Below are 12,055 nucleotides of genomic sequence, written 5' to 3'. Positions count from 1 at the left end.
ATGATTTATAAAGATACCATGTATCTCAATTTAAGATGTATGAATGCAAATGACCTTAATTTATTTGAAGCCGTTGCGCATTATGGCAGTTTTACCAAGGCTGCTGAAGCAATGTTTACAGTTCAATCAAATGTAACTACCCGTATAAAAAATTTGGAAGAGGAGTTTGGCGCACTGCTTTTTACCAGAAACAACCGCAAGGTCGAATTAACTCCGGAAGGCGAAAAACTTATTCGCTATGCCAAGCAAATCAACCATATTTTGGATGAGGCAAAAAGGTCTATTGGTAAAAGTGACATCGTAAAGGGTCAGATTAAAATTGGATTTTTGGAAACCATGATGACCCTCAAAGGGCCTGAACTTGTCAATGAACTTGCTGTTAAATTCCCTTTTGTTGACCTGGATTTTAGATCCGCGATGAGAGCCAGCTTAATCAGTGATGTGTTGAATTATAAACTGGATGCAGCATTTATCCCTGCTCCACTTGACATACCTGAGCTTGAACAAATTAAAATAAAGGACGAACAGGTGGTAATTGTTACTCCGGCAGCTTGTGAAAACCCGGACATTCTACTTAAAAATAATCCGCTTAAAACAATAGTTTTCGATCAGGGCTGCGTCTTTAGAGCTAAACTTGACTCCTGGCTGGTGAGCAAAGGTATTGCCCAATATCATAAAACAGTAATGAATTCCATCGAAGGCGTTGTAAATTTCATTGAGTCCGGCATTGGATTTAGTGTGATGCCAGAAGAAATCATCAGTACGTTTTATAGTAATAGAAATATAAAAACGTTCCCGCTGCCAAAGGAGTTGGGCCTGATGACAACCATTTTGGTCTACAGAAAAGATGTGCCACTTTCCCCTGCTTTAAAAGCCTTTATCAGCATCAGTGGCGGAACAAAACCAGATGACTAGCGGTTGTGATCAAGTCTATCCAATTCGCTCCCGATATTCCTTCGGTGTAAGACCAATCACTTTTTTCACATAGCGGGTGAAGAACGAACGGCTCGAAAAATCCATTTCATCGGCTATTTCCGAGATATTAAGGTTCTTATTTTGCAATAGAATAATAATCCGCTCTTTTACGTTACGCTGTATCCATTCAGAGGCGGTTATTAAGGTATTGACTTTGCAGATATAGTTGAGGTATTTAGGCGTAATATTTAGCTGTTCACTGTAAAAACGCACTTCCCGCTGTTTCATGCAATGTTCCTGTACCAACTGTATAAACCTTTCGTACAAGGTTCCGCTTTGCAGACTTCGTTTTCTTCTGTCGAGCTCGTCTTCAAAAATGTGCCACATCTCCAATAAGAAAATTTGCATTTGGAGTTTAAGCGCTTCCTCATAAAACCGATGGTTTGTTTCCTGTGACATACCGTACAGCAAATGAAAATTTTTCAGGATTTTCTCTTTGTCTTTTCTATCCGGATGCAAAATCGGATATTCTTTGGAATGTATAATGCTATCGATACTCGCGGTGGCACTCGGCAAACTTGCGGTCAGCAGATCATTGTCAACAAACAAAACTGTCGCTTTAAAATTGTTTGAAAAAGACAACTCAGAAACCTGCAGCCCCGCCAACCAAAATATAAACTCGCCTTTGTTACTTTGATAGTGCTGGCCATTAAAAACAAATTTTAAGCTCCCACTTTGACAATAAATATGTGTATGAAACCGGTTACTAAAATCCCCTGGAAATTCCGTTCCAGATACCACTTTGCAGAATATAACTTTTTGATTTGCTGACATATCAGGTAAAAATAGAACAAATAATTAATAATAGGTGATATGTGACATTAATTGAGAAATAAATGTAATATAACACCTTTGAAATCCTTTTACCTTTGTGCTTATAAAATTATGACCATGAACACAAAAGATATTTTCCAGAGGTTACGCAATGGGGAAACCATTTCAGCAGATGACCCCGAAGCATACAGAATGCGTGAAGAATCGTTTGTCACCAAAAAACTGGTAGTTGAAATGAACAACACACCAGATCCTGATGAAATAAGAAATTTTTTAGGCCAGATAACAGGTTCGGAAATTGATCAAACTGTGGTGGTTTTTACTCCTTTACACATCAATTACGGTAAGCATACCAAAATCGGTAAAAATGTATTTATCAACTTCGATTGTGTGTTCCTGGATATGGGCGGAATTACCATTGAGGACAATGTGTTTATTGCTCCCAAAGTAAGTCTATTATCCGAAGGACATCCAACCTCAATCGAAGACCGGCATTCGCTTGTACCCAAAGCTATCCATATCAAAAAAAATGCCTGGATCGGTGCGGGGGCAACCATACTTCCGGGAGTAACGGTTGGAGAAAATGCCGTCGTTGCCGCTGGAGCAGTCGTTTCCAGGAACGTTGCCCCAAATACAATTGCAGGAGGAGTTCCGGCAAAATTCATCAAAAACATTTAGTATGAAAAAATTAATTTTTATTGCACTGACTGCGATCTTTTTTTATGGTACAGCCCACGCACAATCCACATCAAATCTTTTTCAAATGAAAGAAATATCAGCGAAGGACTATACCACGTTTAAGGTAAGTGACAAGGTCGCCCTCTATGCCGTAAGTTTCAAAAACCAATATAACCTGCAGGTGGCCGGACATCTTTTTATACCCAAAAACATGGATAGGAAAGCAAAAAATGCGGCCATAATTATTGGCCATCCAATGGGCGCTGTAAAGGAACAGAGTGCGGATGTCTATGCTTCAAATATGGCTGACAGGGGCTTTATCGCCCTGGCAATCGATCTTTCTTTTTGGGGCGAAAGTGAGGGTTCACCTCGTAATGCCGTACTTCCGGATATCTATGCCGAAGATTTCAGTGCTGCTGTTGATTTCCTGGGTACCCGTGAATTTGTGGACAGGGAGCGTATAGGCGTGCTTGGTGTATGCGGAAGCGGGAGCTTTGTGATCAGTGCGGCAAAGATAGACCCGAGGATGAAGGCCATTGCTACGGTGAGCATGTACGACATGGGCTCCGCCAACCGCAATGCACTTCACCACTCGCAGAGCCTTGCGCAAAGGAAAAAAATCGAGGCTGAAGCGGCAGAGCAACGTTATGCCGAATTTTTGGGTGGCGAAACCAAATATACAGGAGGCACTACCCATCAACTGGATGCAAACACCCATCCGATACAGCGTGAGTTCTTTGAGTTCTATCGCACGCCCAGAGGGGAATATACGCCTAAAGGTGGCTCGCCAAAAACCACCACTCACCCTACACTCAGCAGTAATACCAAGTTCAATAACTTTTATCCGTTCAATGATATTGAAACCATTTCTCCCCGACCTATGTTGTTTATTACCGGAGATGAGGCTCACTCCAGGGAATTCAGCGAAGATGCATACAAACGTGCAGGGCAGCCAAAAGAACTGGTTATTGTTCCAAATGCCGGCCATGTGGATCTTTACGACAAGACCGACCTGATTCCATTCGATAAGCTGGAGGCCTTCTTTATCAAACACCTGAAGGAACAGAAATAGTCAGACCCAATACCAAAACATATGGAAGTATTAACAATAACCGTAATTGCTAATTTAGCATCAAATAGATGTGTTGTTATTATAACCTAAATCTGCCAGTCAAATGGTTTTGTACAAGGGTCGCATTCAAATTTTAATACTTTACCTAAGCTTCGCGCTTTTTTACCTTTTTTCACAAATACATAGGCAAGGTCTACATATTCTTCAACATCCTTCCCACTTTCATCCTTACCCTTTAATATGACCGAATAATACTTTCCATCACTATCTTTTTTATAAAACACTTCGTTAACGGTGATTTTTTTAGGTGTTTCATTATCGCAACAGCTGCACCACAATATAATAACAGGTTCTTTTTTAAGGTATGTAACAGCAGCCTCAGCCTGTGCTTGTGTTAAAGCCTGTAGTTGATCTGCTTTTGAGAAAAGAGCAGTACAGAGCAATACAAAAAGTAAAATGGTCTTTTTCATATGAAATAATTTAAGTTTTAAAGAATTCGACGAGCAAATACTATGCCTTCATCCCACACCTTATATCCGATTTTAAGTCTATCATACTGGCTGCATTTAATTGTCGGAATGCAACAAAGGAATTCAAGGAAAAGATTCGGGTCATAACGTTTTTCATGAGAATTTGTAATCAGCACATTATTTTGTTCATTTATTACAAAGGGCATTTAATTTATATATTTACCCTCCTAATACATGGAAGTTCTATTGGAAAGCTATTCGCATTGTTTACTGGTAACTGGAAGCAAATTGGAAACTAAACCACAAATTTATATTGATGAAAAAATACTCCATTCTTTTAACGAGCATTATACTGATGACGTTTGTCTCCTGCAGAAACCTTGGCAGATTAGTGGACCAGAAAAAATCGGAGTCTTATTTTATCACTTCAGACCAGCAAATACTTTTTTGTCAAAATGGTAATTGGTTTGAGCTGGGTGTTGATACATTGCAAGCAGATGCAAAAACTTTTAGGATTTTATCCAGCAATATTGCAGCGGATAAGAACTTCGTATTTTTTAAAGGTCAACCACAAAAACATGTTCAACGTAACTCTTTTTATATCGACAATAAAATACCAAAAGATCAATTACACGCTTACTACATAGATGAGGTATTGGGTTTCATCATTATAAAAAATGCGGATCCAAAAACTTATGAAAATTTAAAAGGCAACGGACGTTGGGCACGAGACAAAAATCACTATTTCCTTGATTGGAAAATGATAAACGTTGACCGTAAAACGTTTGCTTTCATAAACACCGTGTTTTCCGAAGACAAAGATTCCATTTACATTAGCCCTGATTTCCGCAATTTTCGATCAGTCATGCCAAATCCCGGGGATCCTAAATCCATAAACGATCAATATATAAAAATAGGGAAAAACATATACTTCGTTTACGTCCATCCTGACCCGAAACTCATGACCAGTACTTTTGATACCATTCGTCAGGTTCGCAGTATAAATCAGAATGTCATCTGCGTGAACAATAAGACGATCATCTCCTACGGTGAAAAATTTAAGTACGAGCAGGTCGATATCAGTTCTTTTCAGCTATTTAAGCCCCTTAAAGAGGATGATCAGCAATTCTATTTCTTAAACGACAGATATTCAAATGATAAGAACAATGTTTACTATGACGGTGAGTTAGTCTCCAAAGCCGATGTGAATACATACACTCCACTTAAATATGGTTTTGGAAAAGATGGTAAAAATGCTTTCTACAAAACAGCCCCACTAGTAGGGGTCGACGTTCAGAGTTTTGCAGAGTCAGACACCTTATACCAGGATAAACTTGGTAATAGGTATAACTATAAAACAGGCCAGAAAATGTAATTGTCGTTTATCCGGCACAAGCAAAGATGGGCATCGGACCATCCAAAGGTGAATCATCCAGAATCATTACTCCGTCTGAAATTTTGCATGCATCGGACGTTTGATCGATCTGTAAAACATGCGGTTGATTGAGAGCATCATATTGCGTGGATTTGGTGAACTTGTATAGATAATTGGTATTGTTCTTTGTCCGCGAAGAGACTGGTCTCCATTCCTTCTAATATTGCGAAATAACCCTCATCTATTTGCACGGATGTTCATGGTCGAGCAAATTGGTTCGGGCATCAGCAGAATGAACAAACTAATGAATGAAGCAGCATTACCTTTACCAGAATATAGGATTAAAGGAATATTTACAGTAAACTTCAGGCGACCGGTAAAAACTGGGGTAAAATTTGATGATACTGTGGTAAAAACAGAGGAGAACACGAGAAATGTCAGAAGCTACAAGCCATACTCTCAGAGGCATTAAATACCAACTTAATAAGTTAAAGAATTCAGGTAAGATTGAAAGAGTCGGCCCTACAAATGGAGGGTATTGGCGATTACATGATTTCACTAGTGATAGTACTTGATATTGGAAATACTATGCATTTTAATATAAATAAAATTCATCACTAAATAATATATGTCATCTCTATCATTTATTCAGATGTTTATATGTTAAAAAATGTAAAAACATTACATAGTAAATTATAATATTCCCCATAAATCCATATAATTCTCATGAGAAAACAAGAATATTCTGAGATTTCTCATCCAAATTTACAGATTTTTATGTAATATTTTTATTACAAATGCATTATTTTTAGGTGTCTGGTTAAGATTTTTTACTCATTATTTAGCTAAAATCGACATCATTTTCATAAATATTTTTCGTGAAGTTCAACTATCTAAAAAATGCCTTTTTTGATACCATAAAACCAGTTTTCGACTGTGTTTGCCCTAGTTTAGACCCACATTTGAAGTTTTTTAAAACCCCCTTTAAAGCCGGTTCAATGCCCTTTTTTAGCCTGATGGGTATAGCAACCCTATAGAAACCCCTCGGAAAGACGCTAGAAGGAGGGATGGAGCCAAGATCTAAGGTAGGTTCAGTTAAGAATTGTCTAGTATGAAATCTTAAAATAAATTATTAAATTAGAATTATAATCTACCTATTAAAATACTATCTCATGGCAATACTAAAGGGATATGATGACAACTTCAGAGGTAAGCTCAATGGCTGTACTATCTATGATCTGAATGGTCAGGTTGTCAAACGCAGTAACGGCGTAAGAGTTAAACCATTTTCTGATTTGCAGAAGGCCAATCAAAAAGCATTGGCTGATATGACTGCAGTATTAAAGCCTGTGAAGGAATTCTTAGAAGTCGGTTTTGAGAACGCAGGGAAAGCTGCTCGTCAATCTGCTTATAACACGGCTTATTCCGTAAATTACCATCAGGCCTTTACCGGAGAACATCCTGATAAGATCATTGATTTTAAAAAATTACTGTTCAGTAAAGGTAAGATGCCCGAAACAGAAGATTTGTTTGCGGAGAGGGTGGAGAAAGGAATACTTTTTACCTGGAACCCTGCCTTGACTTCAGCAATATTCAAGACCAGTGACCAGGCGATGTTTATGGTATATTTTCCGCAGCGGCAGTTCGGTATTTATCAGTTGAGTGGTGCAAGAAGAACCCAGGGTAAAGAGCTGCTCATGCTACCTGAATCAAACAGACCCCTTGTTGCGGAGACATACATCTCATTCATCTCGGCTAATCATAAAGCTATATCAGATAGCAAGTATGTAGGACAATTTATCTGGCAATCTATATAAATAGACCTGGTTATGCTTGCAGAGATCTCTCACTGGATAATGGAACTCGTAAAGAAAATCGACTACCTGATACTTTGTTTAGGTTTTCCGGCTTATGGTGCGAAACCCCACGAGGTTGAAGAAAAATTTTATTCACGGAAGGAAGCAGCCTACCTGCTTAATATCAGTGTCAAGACTTTAAGAAGACGTGTCCTGGATGGAAGTCTTAAAGAGGATAAAAATAGTTTAGGCATCATTTACTACCAGAGCTCCATAGATGATTTTAAAAAATCAGTAAGAGAACCACGTAAAAGAAAATCATAACAGCACACCACAATTATATCTGATCTGGCTGTAGATCAATTTTAGACACATGCGATTTAACAACCGCATGTGTTTTTTTTTTGCCCTGAATGCAACAGATAATTTTATTTCGGGATTAATGCAGATGAGAATTTGCAGAATTATCCATGATCAGTACTTAGATCAGGAAAAGTAATTATTTTCTTGAAAGGACAAATAGGGACAGCATAGCGACGTAATTGTGCTGTGATAAATCTACAGTGGACAAATAGGGACAACTCATTTAATTCGTTATTTTATTGTGAATAAGCTACTTATATTCGTTCAATGAGTGAGAGGTAACCGGTGACCAGACCACTCGAAATAACAGAATAATTAATCTTTAAATTTAAAATCATGTCTAAAATTAAGCCAGGCCAGATCGGCCGTTTCAATGGTAAAATCGGAGATTTAGTTGTCTCCAAATTTCGTAAGATGATCATTGGTAGAAGTACTCCAAGTCCATCTTCTAAACTTCCAACTGCTAAACAAAAGCAGATACGTGCAATATTTGCCCTGATCACTACTTTTATAAGCAAGTTTGCGGATTACATAGCAATTGGTTTTCCTAAAGCTGTGGGGAATCAGGGAGGAAGAAACCTAGCCACCAAATATCATATTGAAAATGCTGTGGTTATTACTCCTGATGGTTATGAAGTAGACTACGAAAAAGTGGTACTCAGCAAAGGCAATTTAGTAGCTGTTTACGACGTGGTGGTAACCAGTTTACCTAATCGTGAACTATCAGTTGCATGGAAGATGGAAACCTTCGTGGACGATAAAAATAAAGCGACCGATACGGTAGCATTTGTTGCTTATTCCCCGGATCTGGGTTTCAGCATAGGATCCACTAATCTGGCGAAAAGGAGTGACTTGGAAGGGAGCTTGACTTTGATGAGGGCCTTTGCAGGTAAAAAAGTGCATGTATACATGTTTTTAGTCGGTACCGATGGCGAGAATACCTCTCCAAGCGAATACCTGGGTGAGTATACCATCCTGTAGTAATTGTTGGAGCCGGCTGGAATGAACCAGCCGGTTCTTTATCTCTTTTAATTCTAATCCTACTAACATGATTACTTTAGAAAAAATACTGGATGGAACTGCTGGGGTTCAGCGTCCAGAAAATAAAACTCACAAAGGTGGTTTTATCCCGAAAATGATAAAGTGGCAGCCGGTATTGCTGTTCATCGCTTTAGTATTGCTATGGATACTAAGTCCGGTATGGCTGCGTCAAATTGATGCTACTACAGCAGGTATTGATCAGTCTATATGGCTACTGATTATTTTAAGTCTCACTGCATTTCTGCTCATATCAGCCATGTGCTGGTGGTTATTGCAGCTATTCTGGCTGATGGCTGGTTTGACTCCCTTAAAAATTATGGTTTCACAATTTCATACTTTATCGCTATGGCAACAATTAAGCTTTTATTTGGCATCTTTCTCTTTACTGTTAGTGGTAGCATCGGTATGCTTAAGCGCAATTTGTTAGGAGCGGGTTTGACTATTCCTGTTGCTATTTCCAGTATGGAAAGCGTGCATAGAAATCGGCTGGTTGCCTTGGCAATGGCTGAGGTAGGAGTGAGGGAAGCCACAGGCGAGAATGACGGCAAACGTGTTGAAGAATATTTAGCTGTTGCCGGTTTGAAAAAGGGTTTGCCCTGGTGCGCCGCTTTTGTAAGCTGGGTCTATGCGAAAGAAGGTTTTAAAAAACCAAGAACGGGTTGGTCGCCTGATCTCTTTCCGGCCTCCAGATTAGCAAGATCAGCTTTACCCGGCGATGTGCTCGGGATCTATTTTCAGGAGTATAAGCGGATCGCACATGTTGGCCTTGTAGAAAAAGTGGAGGGCGACTGGTGTTTTAGTTACGAGGGCAATACGAATAACAATGGCAGCAGGAATGGCGATGGTGTTTATTACAGGCGAAGACATGTCAAGACTATCTATAGAATATCTAACTGGATTAAGGAAGGAGGAACCTCGAAATGATAAAATGTTTTGTAGCTGCAGGATTGGTTGTTTTTTTTGCCTCCTGCAGTGTTTTAAAAAACACAGATAGTAGTTATCGCAAATCTGACCAGGAATCATCTTATCAAATCAACAAGAGCTTATTGGAAAAGCGAGACTGGTTAAATAAACGCAGCGGGATAACTCTTTATGCAGACTCCAGCAATCAGGATTATACCATACAGCTATGGCCGAAAGGCAGGTTTAGTTATTCTGCAGAAACAGGTTTTACAGGGGAAGCAGATCAAGTACTGATCAGCGGTAGATCTAAAAGCGGTTCATCATCATTAGTGAAGGTTGATGCCGAAGAATCAGATCAGGGTAAAACAGAAATTCAGACCAATTTGAAAGAAGGGGCAAGCAGTTCCCAAAAAGACAAATTAAAGAAAAGCTCGGTTTCCTGGAAAGTGGTACTGGCCTTCACTGTGCTGATTTTGATTGCAGCCTGGGCTGCCTATAGAAAAATAACAAAAGTCATTAAAACTTAAATTTTAAAATCATGAAAAGAATAAACAGAATATCCCATCAGTTCTTTCCATTTGGAGTATTCAAGTACAAAAGGAAACGTGGCCCATCCCAGAAGCCGCCAACAATTGCACAGTTGGAGCAACGGAAAAAGTTTGGTATTGCTGCAAAATTTCTAATGCATGTAAGATCCGCAATTCCTGCGATTACCTGTAAGAGAAAGAGACGCGATTATGATAGCTATCTGGCCAAAATGGTTCATGGCTGTGGTTTCACTGGCGTTTTTCCAGACTATGAGCTTGATTATACAAATTTGAACCTCACATCTTCCAGACTGGAAGCTGCGATATACGAGGCGATATGGTGTGCGGAAGGGGTAGTACAAATCAGTTGGGAAATGTGGCAATTTCAGGATAATGACGATGTTTTTCTTTTTGCCTACAATGCTACTGCTGAAAGATCTTACACTTTATGTAAGATAGCTGTGAGATGCGATTTAAAAGTGCAGGTAGAAATTCCAGGTTATTGCGTAGGGGATATTGTTCATCTATGGGTGTTTTTTAAATCGACTGATAATCGATCTTCATCCGAAAGCGTGTATTTTAAAATGGATACATAAAGCACAAGATGCTTCTCTTTACCGTAGGTCTGTTTAGGGTCTACGGTAAAATCAACAAAATTTCAAGCTTAATATTTAAAATTATGGGAAAAAGCCGTAAAATGGAATCGCTATGGCCAATTGTATACGCTGGTCGGCGAAAATGTGACACATCTTCAATAATCAGAACTGTTTCACAAAAGGAGCAGCGGGCTAAGTTTGCCGCTGCAGTTCAGTTTTACTACCATGTAAGGTCTGTAAATTCCATGATCACATGTAAGGGTGAAATACCAGATTCTGCAGCAACACTTTTCTGGTATATTTATGATTGTGGTTTCACCGGAACATATCCTGATTATGAGATTGATTATGAAAAATTTCTCCTCACTGCAGGCGAATTAGTTAATACGTTGTGGAAGGTGAAGTGGATGAGAAAAGGAATGATAGATATCGATTGGGAGTATGAAAATGATAAGATGTTTGGCTGTGGAGAAGACGAATTGTGTGTGTTTATTTATAATTCCACTACCAAGCGATCTTTTAGCTTTAACAGGATAGCCAAAAGGCGAAATCACTATGGGCGTATAGAAATTCCGGGACGAGATGAACGTGATAAAGTGCATGGCTGGATGTTTTTTAAATCGAAGGATAACAGAAGGTGTTCCTTTAGCAGATATTTCAAATTGGATGGGGATGGAAGTGTGATCCCTCCACGGGTGAATAAGATGGATCAGTTTTTAAGGAATTGGAAGAAAAGTCTATAGAAGAAAGAGTTTTGGTTGGGCTCAAATTAGATTTATCGAATTAAGATTATTCCTAATTCTTGACCTGCTAATAATATCGACTTGGATTTAAAGAATAGTTTTTCTGAAAGTCATGGATACCCGAAGGCCTCTATTAACACGTACTCCATCAATCTCATCGGCAAGGCGGGCTGGAATTCCGTGCGACCACTGATAACGGGACTGTTCTGATATGGCTACAACACTGCGAGGGTGGAGGATGAATTCCTGTTTGGTTTTACTGGATAACTCTATAAAATTCATTGCGCAGGCTGATCCCAAGCTTAGGGAAATAATTGTATTGCCAAAACAAGGCTCACAGTCAACATGATTAGCTATGCCCTGACCTGGTTTATATTCATTGATGATAACCTGATCTGGTTCTTCCTGTATGAGCTTCTCCTGAACAAGCTTTTCTGCAATAAATTTGATCCATGCCGGTAAAGGCCCTAGGTACATGTCATAATTCAGGGTACGGGCGCGATAATCATATTTCCATCCATAATGCTGTACCCTGCGTTTAAGGTCGCCAAGCCAAGGCTGTTCAGCTATACTGGACAACAGAGCTAACTCCTGATCGACAGTAATAAAACCACTTCTGTACTCCAGACCAGGAATCAGTACAGGAATTGGCAGGGTGCTTTCCGCTACGACACTATGGTACTCTGGTGCTGGATTAAATAGATCAAAAGGCGGGAGGTTTTCCATAATCTCTTTTTCAAAG

At 39.2% G+C, this 12,055-nt stretch carries 16 protein-coding genes; 13 read left to right on the top strand and 3 right to left on the bottom strand.

Annotation, left to right across the window (positions count from 1 at the left end; all coding sequences use genetic code 11):
- Positions 1–915, top strand: a complete 915-nt coding sequence (locus OQX62_RS19605; RefSeq protein WP_265833328.1) for a LysR family transcriptional regulator — start codon at positions 1–3, stop codon at positions 913–915.
- Between the two features lie 15 nt (positions 916–930).
- Here OQX62_RS19605 and OQX62_RS19600 read toward each other — a convergent pair whose 3' ends face one another.
- Positions 931–1,524, bottom strand: a complete 594-nt coding sequence (locus OQX62_RS19600; protein WP_265833327.1) for a helix-turn-helix domain-containing protein — start codon at positions 1,522–1,524, stop codon at positions 931–933.
- Between the two features lie 342 nt (positions 1,525–1,866).
- On the opposite strand from OQX62_RS19600, the gene OQX62_RS19595 reads away from it, so the two are divergent.
- Together OQX62_RS19595 and OQX62_RS19590 are read left to right on the top strand one after the other, a co-directional pair.
- On the top strand, positions 1,867–2,427 hold the full coding sequence (locus OQX62_RS19595; RefSeq protein ID WP_265833326.1) for a DapH/DapD/GlmU-related protein: 561 nt from the start codon (positions 1,867–1,869) through the stop codon (positions 2,425–2,427).
- Position 2,428: 1 nt separating this feature from the next.
- Positions 2,429–3,499 carry an alpha/beta hydrolase gene (locus OQX62_RS19590; protein WP_265833325.1) on the top strand — a complete coding sequence of 357 codons (1,071 nt, stop codon included), beginning with the start codon at positions 2,429–2,431 and terminating at the stop codon, positions 3,497–3,499.
- Positions 3,500–3,585: 86 nt separating this feature from the next.
- On the opposite strand, the gene OQX62_RS19585 is transcribed toward OQX62_RS19590, so the two are convergent.
- Positions 3,586–3,969 carry a hypothetical protein gene (locus OQX62_RS19585; RefSeq protein WP_265833324.1) on the bottom strand — a complete coding sequence of 128 codons (384 nt, stop codon included), beginning with the start codon at positions 3,967–3,969 and terminating at the stop codon, positions 3,586–3,588.
- Between the two features lie 316 nt (positions 3,970–4,285).
- Between OQX62_RS19585 and OQX62_RS19580 the strand changes: the two genes are divergently transcribed.
- From OQX62_RS19580 to OQX62_RS19535, 10 genes are all read left to right on the top strand, one after another.
- Positions 4,286–5,344, top strand: coding sequence for a DKNYY domain-containing protein (locus tag OQX62_RS19580; RefSeq protein WP_265833323.1), 1,059 nt, complete (start codon positions 4,286–4,288; stop codon positions 5,342–5,344).
- Between the two features lie 259 nt (positions 5,345–5,603).
- On the top strand, positions 5,604–5,816 hold the full coding sequence (locus tag OQX62_RS19575; protein ID WP_265833322.1) for a hypothetical protein: 213 nt from the start codon (positions 5,604–5,606) through the stop codon (positions 5,814–5,816).
- 700 nt (positions 5,817–6,516) lie between these two features.
- Positions 6,517–7,161 carry a DUF6266 family protein gene (locus OQX62_RS19570; protein ID WP_265833321.1) on the top strand — a complete coding sequence of 215 codons (645 nt, stop codon included), beginning with the start codon at positions 6,517–6,519 and terminating at the stop codon, positions 7,159–7,161.
- Between the two features lie 39 nt (positions 7,162–7,200).
- Positions 7,201–7,464 carry a hypothetical protein gene (locus OQX62_RS19565; protein WP_265833320.1) on the top strand — a complete coding sequence of 88 codons (264 nt, stop codon included), beginning with the start codon at positions 7,201–7,203 and terminating at the stop codon, positions 7,462–7,464.
- Between the two features lie 375 nt (positions 7,465–7,839).
- Positions 7,840–8,484 (top strand): DUF6266 family protein, encoded by a 645-nt coding sequence (locus OQX62_RS19560; RefSeq protein WP_265833319.1) that lies wholly within the window; start codon positions 7,840–7,842, stop codon positions 8,482–8,484.
- Between the two features lie 67 nt (positions 8,485–8,551).
- Positions 8,552–8,971, top strand: coding sequence for a hypothetical protein (locus tag OQX62_RS19555; RefSeq protein WP_265833318.1), 420 nt, complete (start codon positions 8,552–8,554; stop codon positions 8,969–8,971).
- Positions 8,890–9,468, top strand: a complete 579-nt coding sequence (locus tag OQX62_RS19550) for a peptidoglycan-binding protein (protein WP_265833317.1) — start codon at positions 8,890–8,892, stop codon at positions 9,466–9,468. The genes OQX62_RS19555 and OQX62_RS19550 overlap by 82 nt, the downstream gene beginning before the upstream one ends.
- Positions 9,469–9,590: 122 nt before the next feature.
- On the top strand, positions 9,591–9,974 hold the full coding sequence (locus tag OQX62_RS19545) for a hypothetical protein (RefSeq protein WP_265833316.1): 384 nt from the start codon (positions 9,591–9,593) through the stop codon (positions 9,972–9,974).
- A gap of 11 nt (positions 9,975–9,985) precedes the next feature.
- Positions 9,986–10,570 carry a DUF6266 family protein gene (locus OQX62_RS19540; RefSeq protein WP_265833315.1) on the top strand — a complete coding sequence of 195 codons (585 nt, stop codon included), beginning with the start codon at positions 9,986–9,988 and terminating at the stop codon, positions 10,568–10,570.
- Between the two features lie 83 nt (positions 10,571–10,653).
- Entirely contained in the window at positions 10,654–11,313 is a 660-nt protein-coding gene (locus OQX62_RS19535) for a DUF6266 family protein (protein ID WP_265833314.1), read from the top strand.
- A gap of 87 nt (positions 11,314–11,400) precedes the next feature.
- On the opposite strand, the gene OQX62_RS19530 is transcribed toward OQX62_RS19535, so the two are convergent.
- Entirely contained in the window at positions 11,401–12,039 is a 639-nt protein-coding gene (locus OQX62_RS19530; RefSeq protein WP_265833313.1) for an alpha-ketoglutarate-dependent dioxygenase AlkB, read from the bottom strand.
- Between the last annotated feature and the right edge of the window lie 16 nt (positions 12,040–12,055).

Source organism: Pedobacter sp. MR2016-24 (genome assembly GCF_026239655.1).
GTDB lineage: Bacteria > Bacteroidota > Bacteroidia > Sphingobacteriales > Sphingobacteriaceae > Pedobacter.
This window is presented reverse-complemented; position numbering and strand designations above follow the sequence as displayed.